This window comes from Crenobacter luteus (genome assembly GCF_004345725.1).
Lineage (GTDB): Bacteria > Pseudomonadota > Gammaproteobacteria > Burkholderiales > Chromobacteriaceae > Crenobacter > Crenobacter luteus.
This window is the reverse complement of the sequence record NZ_SLXG01000028.1, coordinates 1-23,992: the sequence shown is the minus strand read 5'-3', so window position 1 is coordinate 23,992 and position 23,992 is coordinate 1. Positions and strand designations below refer to the sequence as shown.

At 68.6% G+C, this 23,992-nt stretch carries 26 protein-coding genes, 1 other RNA gene and 2 pseudogenes; 10 read left to right on the top strand and 19 right to left on the bottom strand.

The window, feature by feature from the left end:
- Window positions 1–171 precede the first annotated feature (171 nt).
- The 5 genes from EV683_RS13035 to EV683_RS13015 all read right to left on the bottom strand — a co-directional run bounded on the left by EV683_RS13035 (window position 172) and on the right by EV683_RS13015 (window position 5,723).
- Window positions 172–2,007, bottom strand: coding sequence for a SagB/ThcOx family dehydrogenase (locus EV683_RS13035; RefSeq protein ID WP_131863070.1), 1,836 nt, complete (start codon window positions 2,005–2,007; stop codon window positions 172–174).
- 213 nt (window positions 2,008–2,220) lie between these two features.
- A complete protein-coding gene (gene pcaD / locus EV683_RS13030) occupies window positions 2,221–3,000 on the bottom strand; it encodes a 3-oxoadipate enol-lactonase (protein WP_131863069.1) in 780 nt (259 codons plus the stop codon).
- Between the two features lie 159 nt (window positions 3,001–3,159).
- Window positions 3,160–4,362, bottom strand: a complete 1,203-nt coding sequence (gene pcaF / locus EV683_RS13025; protein WP_131863068.1) for a 3-oxoadipyl-CoA thiolase — start codon at window positions 4,360–4,362, stop codon at window positions 3,160–3,162.
- 8 nt (window positions 4,363–4,370) lie between these two features.
- Window positions 4,371–5,027, bottom strand: coding sequence for a 3-oxoacid CoA-transferase subunit B (locus EV683_RS13020; protein ID WP_131863067.1), 657 nt, complete (start codon window positions 5,025–5,027; stop codon window positions 4,371–4,373).
- Between the two features lie 12 nt (window positions 5,028–5,039).
- On the bottom strand, window positions 5,040–5,723 hold the full coding sequence (locus tag EV683_RS13015) for a 3-oxoacid CoA-transferase subunit A (protein ID WP_066614180.1): 684 nt from the start codon (window positions 5,721–5,723) through the stop codon (window positions 5,040–5,042).
- A gap of 635 nt (window positions 5,724–6,358) precedes the next feature.
- Here EV683_RS13015 and EV683_RS13010 point away from each other — a divergent pair.
- The gene (locus tag EV683_RS13010) at window positions 6,359–7,219 is read left to right on the top strand and encodes an IclR family transcriptional regulator domain-containing protein (protein ID WP_131863066.1); all 861 of its coding nucleotides are present in this window, start codon (window positions 6,359–6,361) and stop codon (window positions 7,217–7,219) included.
- A 181-nt stretch (window positions 7,220–7,400) separates the two neighbouring features.
- Here the strand turns inward: EV683_RS13010 and EV683_RS13005 are convergent, their stop codons facing one another.
- Genes EV683_RS13005 through EV683_RS12980 form a run of 7 tightly spaced genes read right to left on the bottom strand, consistent with a single transcriptional unit; the run spans window position 7,401 to window position 11,772 of the window.
- Window positions 7,401–8,129, bottom strand: coding sequence for an MIP/aquaporin family protein (locus tag EV683_RS13005; protein ID WP_066614178.1), 729 nt, complete (start codon window positions 8,127–8,129; stop codon window positions 7,401–7,403).
- A 3-nt stretch (window positions 8,130–8,132) separates the two neighbouring features.
- A complete protein-coding gene (locus EV683_RS14335; RefSeq protein WP_165916840.1) occupies window positions 8,133–8,282 on the bottom strand; it encodes a hypothetical protein in 150 nt (49 codons plus the stop codon).
- Window position 8,283: 1 nt separating this feature from the next.
- Entirely contained in the window at window positions 8,284–10,062 is a 1,779-nt protein-coding gene (gene arsA / locus EV683_RS13000) for an arsenical pump-driving ATPase (RefSeq protein ID WP_131863065.1), read from the bottom strand.
- A 12-nt stretch (window positions 10,063–10,074) separates the two neighbouring features.
- The gene (gene arsD / locus EV683_RS12995; protein ID WP_066614174.1) at window positions 10,075–10,434 is read right to left on the bottom strand and encodes an arsenite efflux transporter metallochaperone ArsD; all 360 of its coding nucleotides are present in this window, start codon (window positions 10,432–10,434) and stop codon (window positions 10,075–10,077) included.
- Window positions 10,435–10,459: 25 nt separating this feature from the next.
- Window positions 10,460–10,903 carry a protein-tyrosine phosphatase family protein gene (locus tag EV683_RS12990; protein WP_131863064.1) on the bottom strand — a complete coding sequence of 148 codons (444 nt, stop codon included), beginning with the start codon at window positions 10,901–10,903 and terminating at the stop codon, window positions 10,460–10,462.
- Window positions 10,904–10,913: 10 nt separating this feature from the next.
- On the bottom strand, window positions 10,914–11,393 hold the full coding sequence (locus EV683_RS12985) for an arsenate reductase ArsC (RefSeq protein WP_066614170.1): 480 nt from the start codon (window positions 11,391–11,393) through the stop codon (window positions 10,914–10,916).
- Between the two features lie 4 nt (window positions 11,394–11,397).
- A complete protein-coding gene (locus tag EV683_RS12980) occupies window positions 11,398–11,772 on the bottom strand; it encodes an ArsR/SmtB family transcription factor (RefSeq protein WP_066614167.1) in 375 nt (124 codons plus the stop codon).
- A gap of 427 nt (window positions 11,773–12,199) precedes the next feature.
- Between EV683_RS12980 and ffs the strand changes: the two genes are divergently transcribed.
- An RNA gene (gene ffs / locus EV683_RS12975) (signal recognition particle sRNA small type) lies at window positions 12,200–12,298 on the top strand.
- Between the two features lie 211 nt (window positions 12,299–12,509).
- Entirely contained in the window at window positions 12,510–12,839 is a 330-nt protein-coding gene (locus tag EV683_RS12970; RefSeq protein ID WP_066614165.1) for a helix-turn-helix domain-containing protein, read from the top strand.
- 57 nt (window positions 12,840–12,896) lie between these two features.
- Here the strand turns inward: EV683_RS12970 and EV683_RS12965 are convergent, their stop codons facing one another.
- A complete protein-coding gene (locus EV683_RS12965) occupies window positions 12,897–13,346 on the bottom strand; it encodes a universal stress protein (RefSeq protein ID WP_131863063.1) in 450 nt (149 codons plus the stop codon).
- Between the two features lie 293 nt (window positions 13,347–13,639).
- On the opposite strand from EV683_RS12965, the gene EV683_RS12960 reads away from it, so the two are divergent.
- Entirely contained in the window at window positions 13,640–14,056 is a 417-nt protein-coding gene (locus tag EV683_RS12960) for a TerB family tellurite resistance protein (protein ID WP_066614161.1), read from the top strand.
- A gap of 85 nt (window positions 14,057–14,141) precedes the next feature.
- Entirely contained in the window at window positions 14,142–15,122 is a 981-nt protein-coding gene (locus tag EV683_RS12955) for a tyrosine recombinase XerC (RefSeq protein ID WP_131863062.1), read from the top strand.
- Between the two features lie 83 nt (window positions 15,123–15,205).
- Here EV683_RS12955 and EV683_RS12950 read toward each other — a convergent pair whose 3' ends face one another.
- From EV683_RS12950 to orn, 3 genes are all read right to left on the bottom strand, one after another.
- A complete protein-coding gene (locus tag EV683_RS12950) occupies window positions 15,206–15,712 on the bottom strand; it encodes a CinA family protein (RefSeq protein ID WP_131863061.1) in 507 nt (168 codons plus the stop codon).
- Window positions 15,696–17,360: a glucose-6-phosphate isomerase gene (pgi, locus tag EV683_RS12945; protein WP_131863060.1), complete on the bottom strand. Its 1,665-nt coding sequence runs from the start codon at window positions 17,358–17,360 to the stop codon at window positions 15,696–15,698. Before pgi ends, EV683_RS12950 begins: the two co-directional genes overlap by 17 nt.
- Before the next feature lie 62 nt (window positions 17,361–17,422).
- Window positions 17,423–17,968, bottom strand: coding sequence for an oligoribonuclease (orn, locus tag EV683_RS12940; RefSeq protein WP_066614150.1), 546 nt, complete (start codon window positions 17,966–17,968; stop codon window positions 17,423–17,425).
- Window positions 17,969–18,052: 84 nt separating this feature from the next.
- Between orn and EV683_RS12935 the strand changes: the two genes are divergently transcribed.
- From EV683_RS12935 to EV683_RS12915, 5 genes are all read left to right on the top strand, one after another.
- Entirely contained in the window at window positions 18,053–19,297 is a 1,245-nt protein-coding gene (locus EV683_RS12935; protein ID WP_131863059.1) for a M48 family metallopeptidase, read from the top strand.
- Window positions 19,294–19,620 carry a 4a-hydroxytetrahydrobiopterin dehydratase gene (locus tag EV683_RS12930; protein WP_066614144.1) on the top strand — a complete coding sequence of 109 codons (327 nt, stop codon included), beginning with the start codon at window positions 19,294–19,296 and terminating at the stop codon, window positions 19,618–19,620. Before EV683_RS12935 ends, EV683_RS12930 begins: the two co-directional genes overlap by 4 nt.
- Complete coding sequence (gene rsgA, locus EV683_RS12925; RefSeq protein ID WP_131863058.1) at window positions 19,617–20,483, top strand: ribosome small subunit-dependent GTPase A; 867 nt, start codon at window positions 19,617–19,619, stop codon at window positions 20,481–20,483. The genes EV683_RS12930 and rsgA overlap by 4 nt, the downstream gene beginning before the upstream one ends.
- Window positions 20,484–20,607: 124 nt before the next feature.
- On the top strand, window positions 20,608–21,345 hold the full coding sequence (phbB, locus tag EV683_RS12920; RefSeq protein ID WP_066614141.1) for a beta-ketoacyl-ACP reductase: 738 nt from the start codon (window positions 20,608–20,610) through the stop codon (window positions 21,343–21,345).
- A gap of 140 nt (window positions 21,346–21,485) precedes the next feature.
- Window positions 21,486–21,968 (top strand): GAF domain-containing protein, encoded by a 483-nt coding sequence (locus tag EV683_RS12915; RefSeq protein ID WP_131863057.1) that lies wholly within the window; start codon window positions 21,486–21,488, stop codon window positions 21,966–21,968.
- On the opposite strand, the gene EV683_RS12910 is transcribed toward EV683_RS12915, so the two are convergent.
- The 3 genes and pseudogenes from EV683_RS12910 to EV683_RS14445 all read right to left on the bottom strand — a co-directional run.
- Window positions 21,969–23,027 carry a DNA-binding protein gene (locus EV683_RS12910; RefSeq protein ID WP_131863056.1) on the bottom strand — a complete coding sequence of 353 codons (1,059 nt, stop codon included), beginning with the start codon at window positions 23,025–23,027 and terminating at the stop codon, window positions 21,969–21,971.
- Between the two features lie 283 nt (window positions 23,028–23,310).
- A pseudogene (locus tag EV683_RS12905) lies at window positions 23,311–23,724 on the bottom strand (IS5 family transposase); the annotation flags it as partial.
- Window positions 23,691–23,992 (bottom strand): annotated as a pseudogene (locus EV683_RS14445) (hypothetical protein); the annotation flags it as partial. The pseudogenes EV683_RS14445 and EV683_RS12905, both read right to left, overlap by 34 nt.

The following is a 23,992-nucleotide window of genomic DNA, read 5'->3' as shown; positions in this document are numbered from 1 at the left end:
ATTTCCAGAGCTTCTGGCTGACGACACTTCGCTTCATGCCGGCCAGATGGGGCTTCACACTGCCGGCATCAAGTAGGTTTTGTTAGCGACTCTAATAGTTCACCCATGGGCAAGTTTCACGGGCTGCCCTCTCCCGCCCCTGTCGTTCATTCCCTCTCGTCAGGCCCGGCATCACGACGCCGGCCAGCCCAGGGCCGCGAAATGCAGCACCCATTCGCGCCGTCCGTCGACGCCGATCAGCGCGGCAGCCTCGTCGTCGTAGAAGCCGCCGACCGGGCAGGCCGCCAGACCGCGCGCGACGGCGCCCAGCAGCCAGCGTTGGCCGAGCATGCCGGCCTCGAGGTAGCCGTGACGGTAGCCGCGCGCGCCCTCGGCCAACAAGGCCCCGCGTTCAGCCGACAACAGCAGCACCACGGCGGCCTCGCCGATCACGTCCTGCGACAGGGCCGCCGAGCGCGCGGCGGCAGCGAAGTCGCCGTCGCGCACACGCTGCAGCGCGTGTCCCGGCCGGTAGCGGTAGACCCCCGACCCCAGCCCGGCAACGCGGTTGACGACGAGGTAGAGGCGGAGCGCGTCCGACAGTTGCGGCGGCTGCGCGACGTCGGCCAGCAGCGACGACAGCGCCGCGAGCGGCACCGGCCGGTCGAGAAAGCGTCGCTGGCTGCGCCGCTTGACGAGGGTGTCGGCCACGCCGGCGGCGGCCGGTACGGGCGCGGGCAAGACGATGTCGCCGTCGCCCACGTCGTCGGGCGTCCAGCGCAGCGAGGTCGCGAGGTGCGCCATGCCGGTCACGCCGACCGCCGAGCCGGCCGGAGACGGCGGCGCGGCGAACCACCCTCGCGGCGGCGCGGCCGGGCGCGGGGCCGCGCCGGTCGCGGGATGCAAGGCGGCGACGGCCAGCACCCCCTCCTCGACCCCGTCAACGCCGAGCGCCGCGGCGCTGCGCGCCTCGTCGAAGCGGCCGGCGAACGTCACCGCCATGCCCGCCCGGTGCCCGGCGAGCCGCAGGTTCTCGAGCAGGTGGCCGGCGTCCGCGACCGCGTAGCGGTAGGCGCGGTCGCGGTATTTGTAGCCGGTGCGGCGGAAGACGGCGGTGAGCACGACGACCGCGTCGGCGTCCTCCAGCCCGGGCGTACCCACATCCTGCGGCGGCGCGCCCAGCGCGGCGAGGCGGTGCCGTTCGGCGTCGTAATGGTAGAGCCCGGCGGGCAGGCCGTCGACGCGGCGCACGATCAGGTAGAGCTCGCTGGGAAACAGCGCGCCGGACGACGGCGCGGCGCGCAGCGCCAGGCCGCCACGCCGCGCGGTGACGCCGGCCGACAGGTAGAGCAGCTCGCCCAGTTCGGCCAACGTCAGCGGGGTGCGCCGCTCGGCCGGCGCGCGCAGCGCCTCGTCGAGGCTGCGCTCGCGTCCGCCGTCGCGCGCCAGCGGCCGGTGCGGCGCGGCGGGGTAGCGCTTGAAGGCCGGCGGCGGCGCCCCCCAGTCGACGCCCGGCGCACGTTCGAACTGGCGGCGGCGCGACTCGGACGAGAAGGCGTGGTAACGGACGACCGCGTCGACCGGCCCCGCCGTGGACGCGCCACCATCCCAGCGCACCGCGAGCTCGCTGGCGCCGTGGCGGACGCCGAGGAAGAAGGCCAGGCCGAGCGCGGCGACGATGGCCAGCGCCCGCGCCAGCGTCGTCCGGGCGCGCCGGACGTTGCCGGTCGCGGGCGGCGAAGCGCGGCGCAGCCCGCGCAGCACTTGCGGCAGGTTGAACAGCAGGTGCACCGAGACGAGCAGCAAGGTGCCGTAGCCGAACAGGTAGTGCCAGTCGAACACCGGCAGTTGCTGGTTGGCGACCCAGAACACGCCGAGCCCCGCCGTCGTCAGCAGGTAGACGAGCAGCAGCAGGCTGGTCTGCACATTGAGCGCCACGCGCGACGGCGCGCGGCCGCGCCAGGCCGAGACGGCGACGTACAGCGCGTACGCCGCCAGCGGCAGCAGCACCCAGACGAGTTTCGACATGCCCAGCCCTCCCGCAAAACCGGCGGCGTCCAGACTTCATCGTCGTCGCAACGGGCGGGCTTCGCCACACGGGCGCGCGGACAAACCGTCCCGCGCCGCAGCACGCCGAAAACGGCGAGGCGGGGCCTCGCAGGGCCGGTCGGGGCGCGCGTCAGCGCGCGGCTTCCAGCGCCGCGAACACCTCTGCGGCCATCCAGCGTCCTTGCGCCCGCGTCAGCCGAGCAGGAAGTCGAGCACCGCGCGGTTGAACGCGGCGGCGGCCTCGACGTTGGACAGGTGCGAGGCCGGCAGGTCGGCGCGGCGCGCGCCGGAAACGCGTTCGGCGATGAAGTCGGCGTCGGCCGGCGTCGTCACCGGGTCGAAGGTGCCGGCCACCACCAGCGTCGGCACCGGAATGCGCGCGATGTCCTCGGAGAGGTCGGCCACCGCCAGCGCCTCGCAGCAGGCGGCGTAGCCGGCGGGCGGGCTGTCGCGCAGCTGGTCGATCAGGCCGCCGACCACCACCGGCTCGGCGGCGATGTAATCGCGCGTGAACCAGCGGCCCGCCGCGCCGTCGGCGACTTCCCGCATGCCCTTGTCGCGCACCAGCGCGGCGCGACCGTTCCACGCCTCGGCGGTGCCGATGCGCGCGGCGGTATTGCAGAGCACCAGCTTGTCCAGCCGGTTCGGCGCGTTGACGCCCAGCCACTGGCCGGTCAGGCCGCCCATCGAGATGCCGCAGAAGTGCGCGGACTCGATGTCGAGCGCGTCGAGCAGGTTCACGACGTCGCGGCCGAGCTGTTCGATCGTGTACGGCACCGCGCCGACGCTCGACCCGCCGTGGCCGCGCGTGTCGTAGCGCAGCACGCGGAAGTGGCGCGCGAAGGCGTCCCGCTGCGGCTGCCACATGTCGAGCGTGGTGCCCAGCGAGTTGGACAGCACCAGCACCGGCGCGCCGGCCGGGCCGTCGATGCGGTAGTTGAAGCGTTCGTGTTCGAATTCGAGGTAAGGCATCAGCGGTCTCCGGCGCGCGCGAGCACGCGGTCGATCAGGGCCGCGCGGCCGTCGCGGCCCCTGAACAGGGGTTCGAGAAGGTTCATGCGGGTTTTCCGGAAAAAGCCGCCAGGCCGGGCCGAGGTTGGCCGAGCCCGGCGGCGTCGTTGCGTCGAGGGGCTACACGCGCTCGATGATCAAGGCGATGCCCTGCCCCACTCCAATGCACATGGTACACAGCGCGTAGCGACCGCCGGTGCGCGCCAGCTGGTAGGCGGCGGTGGTCACCAGGCGCGCGCCCGAGGCGCCCAGCGGGTGGCCCAGTGCGATCGCGCCGCCGTTCGGGTTGACGCGCGCGTCGTCGTCGGCGATGCCGAGGTCGCGCGTGACCGCCAGCGCCTGCGCGGCGAACGCTTCGTTCAGCTCGATCAGGTCGATCTGGGCTAGCGTCAGGCCGGCCTTGGCCAGCACCTTGCGCACGGCCGGCGCCGGGCCGAAGCCCATGATGCGCGGCGCGACGCCGGCGGTCGCGATCGCGACCACGCGCGCCAGCGGCTTGAGGCCGTAGCGGCCGGCGGCCGCCTCGCTGGCCAGCAGCAGCGCGGCGGCGCCGTCGTTGACGCCCGACGCGTTGCCGGCGGTCACCGTGCCGTCCGGACGGACCACGCCCTTCAGTTTGGCGAGCGCTTCGAGCGAGGTCGCGCGCGGGTGCTCATCCTTGGTGAAAAGGAGCGGGTCGCCCTTCTTCTGCGGGATGGTCACCGGAATCAGTTCGTCGGCGAAGAGGCCGGCTTCCTGCGCGGCGGCGGTGCGCTGCTGGCTGCGCAGCGCAAACGCGTCCTGGTCGGCGCGGCTGATGTTGAAGTCGGTCGCGACGTTCTCGGCGGTTTCCGGCATCGAATCGACGCCGTACTGCGCCTTCATCAGCGGGTTGACGAAGCGCCAGCCGATGGTGGTGTCCTCGATCTTCATGTTGCGGCTGAAGGCGCTGTCGGCCTTGCCCATCACGAACGGGGCGCGCGACATGCTCTCGACGCCGCCGGCGATCATCAGCTCGGTCTCGCCGCTCTTGATGGCGCGCGCGGCGATGCCGATCGCGTCGAGGCTGGAGCCGCACAGGCGGTTGACGGTGCTGCCCGGTACCTGCACCGGCAGGCCGGCCAGCAAGGAGGACATGCGCGCGACGTTGCGGTTGTCTTCGCCGGCCTGGTTGGCGCAGCCGTAGATCACGTCGTCGATCGCGGCCCAGTCGACGCCGGGGTTGCGTTCCATCAGGGCCTTGATCGGCAGGGCGCCGAGGTCGTCGGCGCGCACGCTCGACAAGGTGCCGCCGTAGCGGCCGAACGGGGTGCGGATCGCGTCGCAGATGTATGCGTTTTCCATGGGTGTCCTTATGCGGCGGCGGCCAGCGGCGCCAGCTTCAGCGGCACCGGGGTGATTTTCTGCAGTTCGTCGAAGGACAGGCCCTCGACCATTTCGCGCACGACGAGGCCTTCCGGCGTCACGTCGATCACGGCCAGATCGGTATAGATGCGATCGACGCAGCCGATGCCGGTCACCGGGTAGGCGCAGCGCTCGACCAGCTTGCATTCGCCGGTCTTGGTCAGGTGCTCCATCATCACGAACACCTGCTTGGCGCCGACCGCCAGGTCCATCGCGCCGCCGACCGCCGGGATCGCGCCGGGCGCGCCGGTGTGCCAGTTGGCCAGGTCGCCGCTGGCCGACACCTGGAAGGCGCCGAGCACGCAGTAGTCGAGGTGGCCGCCGCGCATCATCGCGAACGAGTCGCCGTGGTGGAAGAAGCTGCCGCCCTCGAGCAGCGTCACCGGCTCCTTGCCGGCGTTGATCAGTTCCGGGTCTTCCTCGCCCGGCTCGGGCGCCTCGCCCATGCCCAACAGGCCGTTTTCGCTGTGCAGGAAGATCTCGCGGTCTTTGGGCAGGTAGTTGGCCACCTTGGTCGGCAGGCCGATGCCGAGGTTCACGTACGAACCTTCGGGAATGTCGCGGGCGACGCGTTCGGCCATCTGGTCGCGGGTCAGTTTGTTCATCTCTTTACTCCTTTACGCCGCTTTCGCGGCGGCGCCGCCGACGGCGACCACGCGCTGCACGAAAATACCCGGGGTCACGATCACTTCGGGATCGAGCTCGCCCAGTGGCACGATCTCGGAGACCTGCGCGATGGTGGTGGCGGCCGCGGTCGCCATGATCGGGCCGAAGTTGCGCGCCGCCTTGCGGTAGATCAGGTTGCCCCAGCGGTCGCCCTTGAGCGCCTTGATCAGCGCGAAGTCGGCGTGGATCGGGTACTCGAGCACATAGTGCTTGCCGTCGATCTCGCGCGTCTCCTTGCCCTCGGCCAACAGCGTGCCGTAGCCGGTCGGGGTGAAGATCGCGCCCAGGCCGGCGCCGGCGGCCTGGATGCGCGCGGCGAGGTTGCCCTGCGGCACCAGTTCCAGCTCGATTTCGCCGGCACGATAGAGCGCGTCGAAGATCTGCGAATCGGCCTGGCGCGGGAAGGAGCAGATGATTTTCTTCACGCGGCGGGCCTTCAGGAGCGCCGCCAGGCCGATCTCGCCGTTGCCGGCGTTGTTGTTGACGATGGTGAGGTCACGCGCGCCCTGCGCGATCAGCGCGTCGATCAGCTCGGCCGGCTGCCCTGCCGTGCCGAAGCCGCCGATCATCACGGTGGCGCCGTCGTGGATGCCGGCGACGGCCTCCTCGAGGGAGGATACGGTCTTGTCGATCATGGTCTCGCTCGCTTCATCCCGTTCGGGATGCGGTCCTGTTGCATGTCCGCCGGTACGCGGCGGATGGATGAGGAAATCGTCGGCGCGGGCGGCGCCTGGGCGCCGCCCGTCCGCTTTGCCACGCCGGGGAAGCCGTCATGGCGGCCCCGACCCCAGAAGAACCGTTCGTTTTTCGCACACTGGTTCGACTGTCGAACATCAATCTAGGGGGGGCTACCCATGCGCGTCAAGGGCGATAATCGAAATACCGTTCGATAAACGAACGAATTTTGTACAACCACCCGGTGAACGGCCGAAACGTTATGCATGAAGGGGGAAAAGGCGTAGCGCAGGAAGGGGTTGCCCTTGCGCACGTTGGCCGAGGGGAAGGGGGGACACGCGGGCGGTGAAAGGGGTCAACCCGAAAGGCGACGCGCGGGTGAGGCCCGGCGTTCTGGCGTGCGTCTATCGCGCGCTTGTCGATTTATCGAACCAGGAAGTCGTGCAAAAGGACGTATCGCGCACCGAATACGCCGACAATCGGAACATTGTGCGATATTCGGACATCGGCTATGCTCACCGTGCGGAGCGGCCGTGCCGACGCCGCATTGTCGCCATGCAATATGCGCCCGACCGACCACAGCGAACGGAACCCCATGCCCCACGACGACTTCCCGGCCCGCGCCGACGACGCGCTGCTCGACACCCCCGAGGCCGACGACGGCGCGCAGACTGCCGCCGACGACATCGCCTCGCAAAGCGGCGACCCGAATTTCATGACCTCGCTGGCGCGCGGCCTGGCGGTGATCCAGGCCTTCTCGCAGCAGCGCCGGCTGATGTCGATCTCGCAGATCAGCCAGAAGACCGGCATCCCGCGCGCGGCGGTGCGCCGCTGCCTGTACACGCTGGCCAAGCTCGGCTTCGTCGCCGCCGAGGACGGCCGCAACTTCGCGCTGCGGCCGCGTATCCTGTCGCTCGGCCACGCCTACCTCGCGTCGACGCCGCTCGCCAAGGCCGCGCAGCCGGTGCTGCGCCACGTCAGCAACGTGCTGAACGAGTCCTCATCGATCGCCATCCTCGACGGCGACGAGATCCTCTACATCGCGCGCGCGTCGACCTCGCGCATCATGACGATCGACCTGGACATCGGCAGCCGCCTGCCCGCCTCGTGCACGTCGATGGGCCGCGTGCTGCTGTCCCAGCTGCCGGCCGACGAGCTGGACGCCTACCTGGCGCGCGTGAAGCTGGTGCAGTACACCCCGCACACGCTGATCAGCGCCGACGCGCTCGCCGCCGAGCTGGCGAAGGTTCGCGCGCAGGGCTACGCGATCATCGACCAGGAGCTGGAAATCGGCCTTCGCTCGATCGCGGTGCCCATCGTCGCGCAGGACGGCCGCGTGGTCGCCGCGATCAACGTCGGCGTGCAGGCGGCGCGCGTGCCGGTCGCCGAGCTGGAAAGCCGCGTGCTGCCGGTGTTGCGCGAGGCGGCCGGGGAATTGTCGCTGCTGCTGCCCTGAGCCCGCCGCGCCCCGCCCGAGCGCCTCCGGCCGGAGGCGCTTTTTTCATGCCCGCCCGGCGGGGACGCCGACTCGGCCGGGCACGCGCGAAAAAACGGGGCGGCCCGAATGGGCTCGCCCCGAGCTGACCACACCAAGATCGTCCATGGCCCGCACGAAAGATCCGGATGGCGGACCGTCGTCACGCCTCGTCGTGCAGCGGCTTGACCGTGCGATCCTCGCCGGCATTGGCCATCAGGTCGAGCGCCAGCGGCGACTTGTCGCGCAGCAGCCAGCCGAACAGCACGGTCGCGGCGAGCGCGCCGGCCAGTTGCGCGGCGATGAAGCCCGGCGCGTCCAGCGGACGGATGCCGGCGAAAGTATCGGTGGCGGCGCGCGCCAGCGTGACCGCCGGATTGGCGAACGAGGTCGACGCGGTGAACCAGTAGGCGCCGACGATGTAGGACGCCACCGCGTACGGTACGGCTTCCGGGCGGCTGCGCGAACAGCCGAAGATCACCGCCAGCAGGCCGAAGGTGGCGACGAATTCGCTCCACCACTGCGCCGGGCCGGTGCGGACGTGCTGCGACGCGAAGAACAGCGGCTCGCCGAACATGCCGTGCGCGGCGGCGACGCCGCAGAAGGCGCCGAGAAGCTGGGCCAGCATGTAGAGGCCGGCCTCGCGGCCCGACAGCTCGCGCCTGAGCGCGGCGGCGAGCGACACCGCCGGGTTGAAGTGGGCGCCCGAGACGCCGCCGAAGGTCAGGATCAGCGCGACCAGACCGCCGCCGGTGGCGATCGCGTTGGCCAGCAACGCCAGCCCGACGCTGCCGCCCGACAGGCGCTCGGCCATGATGCCGGAGCCGACCACGGTGGCCAGCAGCAAGGCCGTGCCCAGCCATTCGGCGACGAGACGACGTGGCAGGTCCATCGTTCAGCCCTCCCCCGTCTGGTTCGGCGCGTGCCGCAACGCCAAGGCGCCGGCCTTCTCGATAGGGAGGGCGGCGGCCTGGCACGACGCGACGACGGTGCGCGCCGGATGGCCGGCGCAGGTGGCGATCATGTTGTCGACCTTATCGGCCATGTCAGACTCCTGTGCCCGCGGGGGCGGAAAGTTGCAGCAAGCGCGCGACGCCGACCGGCTCCTCGTCGAGCAGCGGCACCACGGCGTAGCGACGGGCGTGGCGCGTGGCGACGGCGTCGATTTCCGCAAGTTCGTTCGCCGCGCGGCGGCGCAGCAGCGGCGCGCGCGGCCGGCTGGCGGCCACGCTGTTGTTGACCACCCAGGCCCACGGCTCGATGCCGGCGCGGCGCAGGTCTTCCTGCAGCCTGGCCGCCTCGAGCACCGGCGTGGTCTCGGCCAAGGTCACGATCAGCGTTTTGGTTTGTTCCGGGTCCTGCAACTGCATCATCGGCGTACTGAAGTGCAGTCCCTTGCCGCCCATCTGGCGCGACACCTCGCGGTGGTAGGCGCCGGTGGCGTCCAGCAGCAGCAGGGTGTGGCCGGTCGGCGCGGTATCCATCACGACGAATTTCCGCCCGGCTTCGCGGATGATGCGCGAGAAGGCCTGGAACACGGCGATCTCCTCGGTGCACGGCGAACGCAGATCCTCCTCGAGCAGCGCGCGTCCTTCGGCGTCCAGCCCGGCGCCCTTGCTCGCCAGCACCTGCCGGCGGTAGCGCTCGGTTTCCTCGCGCGGGTCGATGCGGCTGACGGTCAGCGTGTCCACGGCGCCGTCGAGCGTCTTGGCCAGATGGGCGGCCGGGTCCGAGGTCGTCAGGTGCACCGGCAGGCCGCGCCGCGCGAGCGCGAGCGCCAGCGCGATCGCGGCGGCCAGCGTGGTCTTGCCGACGCCGCCCTTGCCCATCAGCATCACCAGTCCGTGGCCGTCGGCCGCGATCGCGTCGACCAGGGAAGACAGCGCCGGCGCGTCGAATGCGCACGCCTCGGCGCCGTCGTCGTCCGTCGCGTCCGTCTCGTCGTCCGCCAGCAGGCGGCGCAAGGCGTCGAGCCCGACCAGGTTGAAGGGTTTGAGCGCCACCTTGTCGACGGGCAGCGCCTGCAAGGCGACGGGCAGCCCGGCCAGGGCCTCGGCTTCGCGCCGGACGATGGCGGCGGCCAGCGCGTCGCCTTGCGCCGCGCCGGAGGGCAGGATGCCGTTGATCACCAGCGACTGCCGGCTCAGCCCGATCGCGGCCAGCTCCTCGTGGGTGCGGGCGACCTCGCGCAGCGCAGCGCGCTGGGCGCGGGCGACCAGCACCAGCCGCGTGCGCTGCGGGTCGGCCAGCGCGGCGACCGCGGCCTGGTACTGGCTGCGCTGCTTTTCCAGCCCGGCCAGCGGGCCGAGGCAGGAGGCGTCGCCCTTGCCCGTTTCGAGAAAGCCGCTCCACGCGCCGGGCAGTTGCAGCAGGCGGATGGTGTGGCCGGTCGGCGCGGTGTCGAACACGATATGCTCGAAGCCCGCGGTCAGCCCGGCGTCGGTCAGCAAGGCGGTGAATTCGTCGAAGGCCGCGATCTCGGTGGTACAGGCGCCGGACAGCTGCTCCTCGATGCCCTTGACGACCGCGTCCGGCAACACGCCGCGCACCGGGCCGACGAGGCGGTCGCGGTAGGCCCGGGCGGCGTCCTGCGGATCGATTTCCAGCGCCGAAAGATTCGGTACCGCCGGGATGGCGGTGATGCGGTTGCCGATCGCGAGACCGAACACCTGCCCGACGTTGGACGCCGGGTCGGTGCTGACCAGCAGCACCCGCCGGCCGGCCTCGGCCAGGGTGACGGCGCTGGCGCAGGCGAGCGAGGTCTTGCCGACCCCGCCCTTGCCGGTGAAGAACAGGAAACGCGGAGGATGGTCGAGGAAACGCATCGCCACCCCCGCTCAGCAGCAGCCGCTGTCGGAACAGCAAGCGCTTTGCGCCGGCGCCACGCCGATCGTGACGATGCCGGCCCAGCGCGCCAGCTCCTTGCGGCTCGGGTAGCGACCCGCCATCGCCACGTCGCCGTCGACCAGCACCAGCGGCAGCCCCTCGTGGCCCGAGCGTTCCAGAAAGCCCTTGACGGTCGGATTCTCCGCGAACGCCAGCGGCTGCTGCGCGAGGTTGAAGCGTTCGACGCGGGCGCCGTTCTGGCGCGCCCAGTCGACATCGGCGGCGAAATCGACCAGCGCCTGGTCGACGTCCACGCCGCATACGCCCGTGCTGCAGCACAGGGCCGGATCGAAAATCTGGATGGTTCTCATCGGAATCTCCTCGTGAACGCGACGATCAGGCGTCGGGATAGAGCGACTGCAGGGCGACGCGCTGCAGCGGCTTGATGTTGATGACCGGGCGCGCTTCGCGGGCCTTGGCCTCCGCCTCGGCCAAGGTCCGGCACAGCCCCAGCTCGAGCAGCACGCCGACGGCGACCGTGCCGGTGCGGCCCTTGCCGCCGCCGCAGTGGAAGCCGACCTTCCTGCCGTCGCGATAGGCCGCCACCACGGCGTCGATCGCCGCCTTGAACAGCGCGCTCTGCGGCGCCTCGGGACGGTCGTCGAGCGGGATGCGGGTCCAGACGGCGTCGGCGTCCGGCGCCGCACAGCCGGTCGACTCCTCGCGCAGGTCGACGATCACCTCGACGCCATCCTCGTTCACCATCGCGGCTACGCCGGCGGCCCCGCCGAAATACACGCGGTCGGCGATCAGCGGGTGATAGTGTTTGTCGTGGCTCATCGCGGCGTCCTCAAGGCAGCAGCGCGCCGACGCGGTCGAGCTCGGCCTTCAGGCGTGCGCGGTCGCCTTTCAGCTCGTCGAGCGGCAGCGCCAGGAAAGCCTCGATGCGCGCGCGCAGGATGCGGTAGGCGGTTTCGAAGGCGGCGTCGATCTCCTCGTCGGTGCCGGTCGCGTGCGCCGGGTCCTCGACGCCCCAGTGGCTGCGCAGCACCGGACCGAGATAGGCCGGGCAGGTTTCGCCGGCGGCGCTGGCGCAGACGGTGATCACGATGTCCGGCGTCGCCGGCAAATTGTCCCAGGACTTGCTGTAATAGCCCTCGGTCGAAATGCCCTCGCGCGCCAGGAGCGCCAGCGAGCGCGGGTGGACCTGGCCGGTCGGCTGGCTGCCGGCGCTCATCGCACGCCAGCCTTCGGGCGCCAGATGGTTGAAGGTGGCCTCGCCGAGGATGGAGCGGCAGGAATTGCCGGTGCACAGAAAGAGGACGTTCATCGATTCAGCTCTCGTCAACGGTAGGGATAATCGGGGGTGGCGCGACGGTCGGGCAGCACGCCGCGGCGGACGGCGGCGCGCCGCATCGCTCGGGCTGGCCCGCGCAGCATTCCTCGGTCAGGTAGGCGATCAGCTCAAGCATCTGCGGCAGGTTGGCGCGGTAGCGCTGGAAGCGGCCTTCCTTTTGCACCGTCAGCAGGCCGGCCTGGGTCATGCCCTTCAGGTGGAAGGACGCGGAGTTGGCCGGCAGCGCAAGCGCGGCGGCGATCTCGCCGGCGACGAGGCCATCCAGGCCGCGCCTGACCAGTAGGCGGTAGATGTCGAGTCGCACGCCGGAGGACAGCGACTCGAAGAGTCGGGTAGCGGTATGCTTTTCCATATTTCAACAATACAAGAATAGTGGAAATATTGTCCAGCGCCGCGACACGAAAAGCATGACGAACCGGCCACACCGAAATGGGCGCATTGTTTTGTGTTCGCGCGACGCCCGAGGTATACTGCGCGACGTCGATGTTCGCCCCCGCGCCCGCTGGGACGGAGCATGACGGCTTTGCGGCGTAGCCCGACACAGCATCGTCATTTTTTTTGACGAAAAGCTAAACTTTTCCCCCTCGTCAAGGTCATAAATTCTGACTTGACCTCGATAGGGGACTGGTTAACCGGTCGGCAACGTCAGAAGCCATGTTTTATTGATTTTGATTATTCGGTCACCGCAGCTCCGGCCATGCGGCAAGCGTTTGTTGTAAAACATTGAACTTGCCTCTTGGTAAAACTGCATTACATCGATATAATCGTATGTCTTCTGCGGCGGGTCTCCCCGCATTGTACGGTAGCCAACCTGGTCAGGTCCGGAAGGAAGCAGCCACAACTACTTAGTACAAGTGCCGGGGGTCAGGCTCGCCACCCCCCCTCTTCCGCGAAGCACACCGGGCAGACGGCCCGCAGCGCCTGATACGGCATCGCCCGTTCGCGCGCATGCACAATGCCGATTGCAAACATGGCGTCATGCCCAAATATGAATATTCCCGGTGGATTTTTTGCTATGTTTAGGGTGTCGTAAGCAAGCAGAATGGAATACCCTTTGGGCATCATTTTTTTAGCAAATCGAGGACGACCATGAAACTTTTCGAAAAAATCCCGAACCCGCGGGAAATCCGGCGCAAGCTCGGCCTGAACCAGCAGGAATTCTGGAGCCGGATCGGCGTGACCCAGTCCGGCGGCTCCCGCTACGAATCCGGTCGCAACATGCCCAAGCCGGTGCGCGAGCTGCTCCGCCTGGTGCACGTGGAACAAATCGACCTTTCCAAGGTACGCCGCGAAGATTTCGAAATCGTGGAGTACCTGAAGGAAACCCACCCCGACCTTTACAAGAGCCTGAAGAAGGCGGTGCGAGCAAAACTCGACGCCCAAGAGTCGGAAGCGGGCCAGGAGGCCACCAGCCACTAAGGCTACGGCATCCCCGAACCGGGTGCCGCCCTCGTCGCGGCACCCGTTCAGCCCTCATCAACGCCCCGGGTTGCGCACCAGCAGCACCGGCACGTCGGCATGCTTGAGCACGCCTTCGGCGACACTCCCCATCAGCAGGTGCATCAGGCCGCTCCAGCCGTGGGTCCCCATCACCACGAGGTCGGCACGCCAGCTTTTCGCGTCTTCCAGTAGCATCGCGGCGATCTTGTCGCCCCAGCTTTCCAGAATGTGCGCCTCGGGCGAGGCGCCCAGCTTGCGCGCACGCTGCTCGGCCTGCGCCAACACCTGCTCGCCCGCCTGCTTGATCGATTTTTGCAGGTCCGCCGCGTCGAGAAACTCCGTCCCTCCCCAGCCGAACTGCGCCAGATCGATCACGTGCACCAGACGCAACTGCGCCCCCACCTCGATGGCGAGTTTGCAGCCCTCGTCGAGGGCCAGATTGGAAGTCTCGCTGTCGTCCACCGGAACGAAAATGCGCTGGTACATCTCGGCCTCCTTCGCGAGCGCTAAAAACATCCCCAGTCTAACAAAGCTTTGCGCCACCCGTTTGATCTAGAGCAGAGCACTTCGTCATTTTTTAACGAAACCAACCTTCCAATAAGCATTTGCCGGCGATCGCGCGCGCCTTGCCGACGCCTCCACACCCGCCACCGGGAAAGGCATTTTTCTCGACGACGGTCGATGACAAACGCGGGACATCGGTGGCAAGATTAAGACCAGCGCGCACGGCCAACGCCCCGCCGCGACGCGGTGCCCCGCACAAGAACAAGGAGGACAGAATGAAGACCTATAGCCCGAACAGCCCCGAGGCGCTGGCCCGACTGCTCGCCATGTTCATGATCACCGACGGCAATATGGACCCGCGCGAGATAGAGAGCCTTGAAAATCTGCACATCTACGAGATTCTCGGCCTGTCGCGCAAACAGTTCATCCAGATTCTGGTCGACTACTGCGACGACATCTCCGACGAGGCCGACGGCGACGGCACCATCCACCTGATCGACAAGTCGCGACTTGATTCACTGCTCGACGACATCACCGAGCGCAAGCAGCGCATCCTCGCCGCGGCGCTGGCGATCGACGTGTGCAAATCGGACGGCACCATCAGCGAAGCCGAGATGGCATTGCTGCGCTACATGCTCGACGCCTGGCAGATCACGCTGGACGACATCGAGAACGAATTCGTCAAACCGTAAGCGGCAGCGCGGCGACACGGGCCGCCCGCGATCGGGCGGCCTTCTGTTGCGCGCAGCGGAACGACCACGAGACGCGAAAGGCTTCATGCCCGACCCATTCGACAGCAGCGACCACCCGCCCCCCCCTGCCGCGCCCGACCGGGCCGAAACCGTCCCTCCGAACGAGCCGCCGCTGGACTGGGGCGCCGCCCTCGCCCGCTTCGACGCCATGCTCGCGCAGGCAGGCAAGAGCCTGCACACGCGCGACGCCTACCGGCGCGACCTGGCACAGTTGGCCGAGGCCGGCGGTGCGCCGCTAGAACTGAGCAGCACCGACCTTGTCGCGCGTCAGATGGCGCTGAAGGCTGCGGGCCTGGCCGAGAAGAGCCTGGCGCGCAAGCGCTCCGCCTGGCGGCGCTTCTTCCAGTTCTGGGTCGACGAAGGGCTGCTCTCGGCCAACCCGGCCGCCACCTTGCCGCGCCGGCGCCAGCCCAAGCGGCTACCCAAGTCGCTGTCGGTCGACGACGCCTGCGCGCTGCTCGACGCGCGACCGGTCGGCGACGACGCGCTGGCGGTGCGCGACCGCGCGATGTTCGAGATGCTGTACTCGTGCGGCATGCGCCTGTCCGAGCTGGTCGGCCTCGACCTCGCCGACCTCGACCTCGTCGAGGCCGAGGTGCGCGTACTCGGCAAGAGCCACAAGGAGAGGCTGCTGCCGGTCGGCCGCGTCGCGCGCGAAGCGCTGCTCGAATGGCTGCCGCTGCGCGGCACGCTGGCCGGCGACACAGCGGCGCTGTTCGTGTCGCGGCGCGGCGCAAGGCTGACCGGGCGGCAGGTGCAGAAACGCCTGGCGCAGTGGGCGCTCGCCGCCGGCCACCCGCGCCACGTCCACCCGCACATGCTGCGGCACTCGTTCGCGAGCCACTTGCTGCAGTCGTCGGGCGACCTGCGCGCGGTGCAGGAGCTGCTCGGTCACACGAGCGTCGCCGCGACGCAGATCTATACCAGCCTCGACTACCAGCACCTGGCAAACGTCTACGACACCACCCACCCGCGCGCGCACGACGAGACGAACGGCGGCGACTGAGTTCCGCCGCGAACCGGCGACAAAAAGGCTCGGCCAAGCTGATACCGGGCTGGCCGAGCCTGTTTCTGCGGCAACGCGAGCGCTCAGCCGCGCAAGGGCGGCGCGGCGTCGACCGCCTCGACCAGCGCCGCCAACGCCACCTCGACCGTCGCCGCGCGCACCGCGGCGCGGTCGCCGCCAAAACGCCGCGAAAAGACCTTTTCGACGCCGCCGCGCTGCGCCAGACCGAACCAGACCAGACCGACCGGCTTATCGACCGAGCCGCCGCCCGGGCCGGCGACGCCGGACACCGCGACCGCCCAGTCGGCGCCGCTCTCGCGCAGCGCGCCGGCCGCCATCTCGGCGACCGTCGCCGCGCTGACGGCGCCGTGCTCGACCAAGGTCGCCGCGCTCACGCCGAGCAGCCTCTGCTTGGCCTCGTTGCTGTAGCTGACGAAACCGTAGCCGAACCAGCCGGAACTGCCGGCGACGTCGGTGATCGCGCCGGCGATGCGGCCGCCGGTGCACGATTCGGCCGTCGTCACCGACTCGCCGCGCGCGGCCAGACGTTGGCCGAGCGCGCGCGCGAGGGCTTCAGCCTTGTCGCTCATGATGCCTCCGGAAGAACTGGATCAGGCCGTTGGTCGACGCATCGTGCCGCAGACAGGGCTCGGCCTCGCTCAGCTGCGGCAGGATGCGCGCCGCCAACTGTTTGCCGTACTCGACGCCCCACTGGTCGAAGGAGTTGATGCCCCAGATCACCCCTTGCACGAACACCTTGTGCTCGTAGAGCGCCAACAACATGCCGAGGCTGTAAGGCGTCAGCCTGTCGATCGCGATCGTGTTCGACGGCTGGTTGCCGGGGAAAAGCTTCTGCGGCAGCAGCATGTCGAGCGCCTCGCCCGGCAGGCCAGCCAGCTCGGCCAAGGCCTCGGCCTCGGTCTTGCCGCGCATCAGCGCCTCGGTCTGCGCGAAAGCGTTGGCGACCAGCACCGCGTGCTGGCCGTCGACCGGGTAGTGACTGTTCATCGGCACGATGAAATCCGACGGCACCAGCCGCGTGCCCTGGTGCAAGAGCTGGAAGAAGGCGTGCTGGCTGTTGACGCCCTCCTCGCCCCAGATCACCGGGCCGGTGTCGAAGTCGAGCCGCTCGCCGTAGCGGCCGACGCGCTTGCCGTTGCTTTCCATGTCCAGCTGCTGGATATGCGCCGGGAAGCGCCGCAGGCCGTGGTCGTACGGCATGATCGCGTGCGTGTGCGCGCCGTAGAAGGTGTTGTACCAGACGCCGACGAGCGCGAGGATCACCGGCATGTTGGCGTCGAACGGCGCCGAGAAGAAGTGCCGGTCCATCGCGTGACCGCCGGCAAGGAAGTCGGCGAAATGCCCGGGGCCGATCGCCAGCATCAGCGACAGGCCGACCGCCGACCAGGTCGAGTAGCGGCCGCCGACCCAGTCCCAGAATTCGAACATGTTCGCCGGGTCGATGCCGAACGCCCGCACCGCCGGCGCGTTGCTCGACACCGCGACGAAGTGGCGCGCGACGTCGGCCTCGCCCCCCGCGCGCCGGAACCAGGCGCGCGCGGCGCGCGCGTTGAGCAGCGTCTCGGGCGTGGTGAACGACTTGGACGCGACGACGAACAACGTCGTCGCCGGGTCGAGGCGCGCCAGCGTGCGCGCCAGGTGCGCGCCGTCGACGTTGGAAACGTAATGGACGTTGAGCGTCGGCGACGCGTACGGCGCCAGCGCCTCGGCCACCGCGAGCGGCCCGAGGTCGGAACCGCCGATACCGAGGTTGACGACGTCGGTGATCGCGCGGCCGGAAAAGCCGCGCCAGTCGCCGCCGCGCACGCGCCGGCAGAACGCGGCCATCCGGTCGAGCACGGCGTGCACGTCGCGCGACACGTCGCGCCCGTCGCACCAGACCGGCACGCCGCGCGGCGAGCGCAAGGCGGTGTGCAGCACCGCGCGGTTCTCGCTGACGTTGACGCGCTCGCCGCCCTTGAGGCGCGCCATCCAGCCGGCCAGGTCGGCCGCGTCGGCCAGCTCGACGAGCAATTCGAGCGTGCGCCCGGTGATGCGGTTCTTCGAATAGTCGAGCAGCAGACCGTCGAGCTCGAGATGGAAGCGCGCGAAGCGCTCGGGGTCCCGCTCGAACAGCTCGCGCATGTGCAGGTGGCGGGTCGCGCGCTGGTGCTGGTGCAGCCGGGCCCAGATCGGGCTGGCGTTGATGTCGTGGTAACGGATCACGTACGGGGACATGGACGGCTTTCAAACGGCGATACGGCAGGTAGGCGCCCGGCGACACCGGGCGCGGGCGGGCGTCAGCCCTTGATGAAGTGCTCGCGGTAGTACTTGAGCTCGTCGATCGATTCCTGGATGTCGGCCAGCGCCTCGTGCTTGCCCTGCTTGGTGAAACCCTTGGCGACCTCCGGCTGCCAACGCTTGCACAGCTCCTTCAGCGTCGACACGTCGAGGTTGCGATAGTGGAAGTAGGCCTCGAGCTTGGGCATCCAGCGCACCATGAAGCGGCGGTCCTGGTGGATGGTGTTGCCGCACATCGGGCTCGTGCGCTCGGGCACCCACTCGGCCATGAAGGCGAGCAGCTTTTCCTCGACCTCGGCCTCGGACAGCGTCGACGCCTTCACCTTGTCGATCAGGCCGGAGCGGCCGTGCGTCGCCTTGTTCCAGTCGTCCATGCCGTCGAGCACCGCGTCCGGCTGATGCACGACGTAGACGGCCGATTCGGCCAGCACGTTGAGCTGGCTGTCGGTGACGATCATCGCCACCTCGATGATGCGGTCGCTGTCGGGGTTGAGGCCGGTCATTTCCATGTCCAGCCAGATGAGGTTGTTGGAATCTTGTGCCATACTTGCGCGTCTTTCGATGAAAGCCTCATTTTCCGCGATTGAACCGGCGGCGGCAAACCCGGCCCAATACCTATGGCTCATCCGATGACACTGACCCTGGCCTTCCTGGCCGCCCTCCTCGTTTCGCTCGGCCTCAAGCTGTGGCTCGCCGCGCGGCAGATCCGGCACGTGAACGCGCACCGGAGCGCCGTCCCGCCCGCCTTCGCCGAGCATGTCCCACTCGCAGACCACCAGAAGGCCGCCGACTATACCGTTGCGCGGGTTCGCTTCGGCCGCGTCGGCGCCATCGTCGACACCGCGCTGATCGTCGCGCTGACGCTCGCCGGCGGCATCGACGCGCTGGCCGCGCTCGCCGCCGGCTGGTTCGCGTCGCCGCTGGCGCAGGGTGTCGCGCTGATCGCGCTGGTCGGCCTCGTCAGCGGCCTCGTCGGCCTGCCGCTGGCGTGGCTGCGCACCTTCGGCCTCGAGGCGCGCTTCGGCTTCAACAGGACGACGCCGGCGATGTTCGTCGCCGACGCGCTCAAGGGCGCGGCGGTGTCGGCCGTCATCGGCCTACCGCTGACCGCGCTGGTGCTATGGCTGATGGGCGCGGCGGGCGACGCGTGGTGGCTGTGGGCATGGCTGGCCTGGAGCGGCACCAGCCTCGCCCTCGTGGTGATCTACCCGACGCTGATCGCGCCGCTCTTCAATAAGTTCACCCCACTGGCCGACCCGGCGTTGGCCGAGCGCATCAACGCGCTGATGGCGCGCACCGGCTTTCGCGCCAAGGGCCTGTTCGTGATGGACGGCTCGCGCCGCTCCAGCCACGGCAACGCCTACTTCACCGGTTTCGGCGCCGCCCGTCGCATCGTGTTCTTCGACACGCTGCTTACGCAGCTGACGCCGGCCGAGGTCGAGGCGGTGCTCGCGCACGAGCTCGGCCACTTCAAGCGCCACCACATCGTCAAGCGCATGCTGTTCACCTTCGGCACCAGCCTCGGCTGCCTCGCCCTGCTCGGCCAACTGGTCGACGCGCCGTGGTTTTACCAAGGCCTCGGCGTCGGCACCCCGTCGCACGCCGCGGCGCTGCTGCTGTTCTTCATGGCGCTGCCGGCCTTCACCTTTCCGCTGACGCCGCTGGCGAGCCGCATGTCGCGCCACCACGAATACGAGGCCGACGGCTTCGCCGCGCGCGAAACGCGCGCCGCCGACCTGGTGTCGGCGCTGATCAAGCTCTACCGCGACAACGCCGCGACGCTGACGCCCGACCCGCTACACTCGGCCTTCTACGATTCGCACCCGCCGGCCGCGCTGCGTATCGCCCATCTCCAACAGGGAAGCCCCCGATGAACCTCCTGACCCTGCACTGCGAACCCCAGCTCGGCAAGGCCGCGCTGGACGACGCCGCCCGCGAGAGCCTGCTCGCCAAACTGCCCGACTGGACGATCCGCGACGGACAACTGACCAAGACCTTCCGCTTTCCCGACTACTACCGCACGATCGCCTTCGTCAACGCGCTGGCCTTCGTCGCCCACCGCGAAGACCACCACCCCGACCTGTCGGTGCACTACAACCGCGTGGTGGTGAACTTCTCGACGCACGACGCCGGCGGGCTGACGCTGAACGACTTCATCTGCGCGGCCAAGACCGACGCGCTGGTTGCCACCGCATGAAGCAGCAGGGTCTGATTGTCAAAAGCCACGGGCGGCGCTTCATCGTCGAATCGCAAGGCCACACCTACGACTGCACCACACGCGGCAAGCGCGTCGACTACGCCTGCGGCGATATCGTCGACATCCTGGTGCAGAACCGCGAGCAGGCGGTGATCGAGCGCGTCCACGAGCGCCAGAGCCTGCTCTACCGCCAGGACGACTGGAAAACCAAGCTGATCGCCGCCAACGTAACGCGCATCCTGTTCGTGATCGCCGCGGTACCGACGCCGAGCGAGGAGCTGCTGAACCGCTGCCTGCTGGCGGCCGAGGCCTACGACATCGATCCGGTCATCGTCGTCAACAAGACCGACCTGCCGGAAACCGGCGCGCTGCTCGAAAGACTCGCCCCTTACGCCGGGCTCGGCTACCGCATCGTCACCGTCTCGGCCAAGGCCGACATCGCGGCGATCCACCCTCTGCTCGAGGGCGAGACCTGCGTGCTGGTCGGCCAGTCGGGCATGGGCAAATCGACGCTGACCAACGCGATCCTGCCGCACGCCGAGGCGCGCGTCGGCGACATCTCCGAGGCGCTCGACTCGGGGCGGCACACGACGACGCACGCGACGCTCTACCATCTGGACGGCGACAGCCGGCTGATCGACTCGCCCGGCCTGCAGGCCTTCGGCCTGAACCATCTCAAGGTGCCGGAGCTGCCACATTATTTCCCCGAACTGCGCCCGCTGATCGGAAAATGCAGATTTCATAATTGTGCGCATTTGCAGGAACCCGGCTGCGCGGTCAAGCAGGCAGCGGCAGACGGCGCCATCCTGCCTTTCCGCTTCGATTTCCTGCAGCGGTTGAGCCGGGAGCTCGGCAATGCCTGATGCATGAAATTTAACGGCGCTCCGTATTTACACGCGGCCGGCTAGAGCATATGCTTTAACCTGTTTGTCATCGAAAATACTTTATCCTCCTTCCCACACACCCAACTACACAAGGAGTAGCGCAATGACAAAGCGGATCGCACTGGTTACCGGCGGCATGGGCGGCATCGGCACCGCCATCTGCAAGGCTCTGGCTGACGCCGGCCATACCGTGGTCACCACCTACAGCAAGCCCGGCCGCGAAGAGAAATGGCTCGCCGACGCAAAAGAACAGGGCTACAGCTTCCACGCCTATCAGTGCGATGTGGCCGACTACGACTCCTGCCAGGCGCTGGCCGCCAAGGTCGCCGCCGAAGTCGGCCCGGTCGACGTGCTGGTGAACAACGCCGGCATCACCCGTGACGCCACCTTCAAGCGCCTCGACAAGGACGGCTGGGACGCGGTCATCAAGACCAACCTCGACTCGGTGTTCAATATGTGCAAGGGCGTGGTCGACGGCATGGTCGAGCGCGGCTTCGGTCGCATCGTCAACATCTCGTCGATCAACGGCCAGAAGGGCCAGTTCGGCCAGACCAACTACTCGGCCGCCAAGGCCGGCATGCACGGCTTCACCATGGCCCTGGCGCAGGAAGTCGCCAAAAAAGGCGTGACCGTCAACACCATCTCCCCGGGCTACATTGCCACCGAAATGGTGATGGCCGTGCCGGAAGAAGTGCGCAACAAGATCATCGCCCAGATCCCGGTCGGCCGCCTCGGCAAGCCCGAGGAGATCGCCAACCTGGTCGCCTACCTGGCGTCGGACCTGGCCGGTTTCATGACCGGCGCGGATCTGTCGATCAACGGCGGCCAGCACATGATGTAAAGAATGAGACCGCAGAACGCGGCAAGCTACAAAGGAAGCAAACCCGGCCTCGGCCGGGTTTTTTCTTGGCGGGCGGCCGGCGCTGGCGACGGCGCGCCGACCTTGATACGCTTGCACGCTTCACCGCTCAAGGATCCACCATGGCCGAAACCCTGACCGTCACCGGCGATAGCAAGGACGAACGCTACCGCGCGCTGCTGCCACAAGCGCTTGCGCTGATCGACGGCGAGACCGACGTCGTCGCCTGCCTCGCCAACCTCACCGCCGCGCTCCACGCGACCTTTCCGCGATTGTGGACCGGTTTTTACCTCGTCAAGGGCGAGCAACTGGTGCTCGGCCCCTTCCAGGGGCCGATCGCCTGCACGCGCATCCCCTACGGCCGCGGCGTCTGCGGCGCGGCGTGGAAGGAAAACCGCACGCTGCTCGTACCTGACGTCGACGCCTTCCCCGGTCATATCGCCTGCTCGTCGAGCGCGCGCAGCGAGATCGTCGTACCGGTTCGCGACACGGCCGGCCGCGTCGTCGCCGTGCTCGACATCGACGCGGACGTGCCGGCGGACTTCGACGAGGTCGACGCCCGCCACCTCGAGGCGCTGGTCGCCCCGCTCGCCGCGCTGTTCTGATCAGACTTCGTCGGCCGGCTCGGCGAGGCCGTCGCGCAGCCAGCGCTGGATACCCGCCTCGTCCAGCGTGACCAGCTCGGCCCTCGCTGCCGCCAGTCGCGCACCCAGCCGGGACGGTAGCGCCGCCTGCCGCTCGCGCCAGCGGCCGACCTGCTCGCTGACCCTGAGCAGTTCGCGCTGCAGTTCGAGCCCCGCCTCACGCTCGCGCGCCAGCTCGGCCGCAAGCTGTTCGCCGCGCGCCGCCTGTACCTCGAGTCCGGCGGACAGCCGGCCGTTCTCCCGCTCGAACTCGCCCAGCCGCGCGCGCCATTTTTCCTCGTCGAGCCGGCGCGCCTTGCGCTCGGCGGCCAGCTCCTCGTCCAGCCGCTTTTGCGCCGCCTTCATCTGGCCGCGCTCCTCCTCCACCTGCTCGTAAAGCCGCACCCTGAGCCCGTCGAGCCGCTCGTAGGCGAGCGCCTCGCGCCTTTCCGCCTGCTCCCTCTCCTCGCGCACGCGCTGCTCGGCGCGCGCCTCCGCCTCGGCCAACCTCGCCTCGGCCTGCGCCTGCTGTTCGCGCAGGGCCTGCCTCGCGTCGGCCAGCTCGGCGTCCAGTTGCGCCAGCCGCTCGTCCTGGGTGCGCGCCCTCGCCTCCTCGGATCGCAGCTGCTTCTCCAGCGCGTCTATCTGCGCGTTCTTGCCGTCCAGCAGGTTCGCCAGCGCAGCCAGCTCGCCCGCTCGCGCGTCGAGCTCGACCTTCAGGGCGGCAAGGTCGCCCTCCAGCGCCTCCACCTGCGCCAGCGCTTCGGCCTTGACCCCCTCGAGCTGGCGCTCCGCCTCGTCGCAAGCCTTCTGCCACACCTGCTCGAACGCCTCGGCGACACCCGGCGACCAGTCGGGCCGGCGCGCCGACGTCGCGATGCGGGACAGAAATTCGTGGCGCCATTCCTTCAGCGTGTTGTTGATCGTGGTGTTAGAACCGGTGCCCAGTCGCTGCCGCACGTCGGCGACGGTCGGCCAGCTCCCCTCGGCGACCAGTTCGAAGGCCGCTTGCCGGATGCGCGCGTAGATATCGGAGGCCATGTTTTTCCCGCTCGTATGCAATACCCGGATTGTACCGGTTTTGCCAGACTCTGAGTATGTTAATATATTACGTATTACATGATTTATAACATCGTCACGAGAAAAATTTTCTCATAATAATTCTTATCGGAAGTTTTTGGAAAAGACCGCGACACCAAATAAAGACCCGCGGGCTGACGTCACCCCGCCCGCACCCCAAAGCAAGCCTCCCCGGCCGTCACCACGACCAGGGAGACGCGTCCCCACCCCGCCGGCGCGAAGAAGCGCTAGGCTGGATCGACATTCACGGATTCCAGATCAGGAAGGCCGCCAGGCAGAGGAACGCCATAAAGTGGCAGGCCTTGCGGTCGTAGCGGGTCGCCAGTCGCCGCCACTGCTTGAGGCGGCCGAAACAGCGCTCGATCGCGTTGCGCATCCGGTAGCGCCTCGCGTCGAAGGGACGCGGCCGTTGGCAGCGGCGCGGCGGGATGACTGCCTGGGCGCCCAACGACTCGATCGCGGCCACCAGCGCTCGGCTGTCATAGCCCTTGTCGGCCAGTACCCAACGCGGACGGAAGCCGTGCAGCAGGGCCGGCGCCTGGGTGACGTCGTTGACCTGGCCGGCGGTCAGCAGCAGGCGCAGCGGTCGTCCCCGCTCGTCGGCAGCCAGGTGAATCTTGGTGCTCAATCCCCCTCGGGAACGCCCCACCGCCGGATTTTTGCCCCCCCTTTGCCGGTCACCGCCTGCTGATGGGCGCGCACGATGGTGCTGTCGATCAGCAGGTAGTCGTTATGGCGGTCGGCCACCATCAGGGCGAAGACCCGTTCCCAGACGCCGCGCGCCGCCCAGCGGGTGAAGCGCTTGTGCACCGTCTTGTACTTGCCGTAGCGCTGACCTGCTCCCCCTAAACAGGGCCACCTGAAACTTAGTAAAGTTCGTTTTATACGAGGAGAACGGACTTGAAGAAGCGGTTCACGGAAGAGCA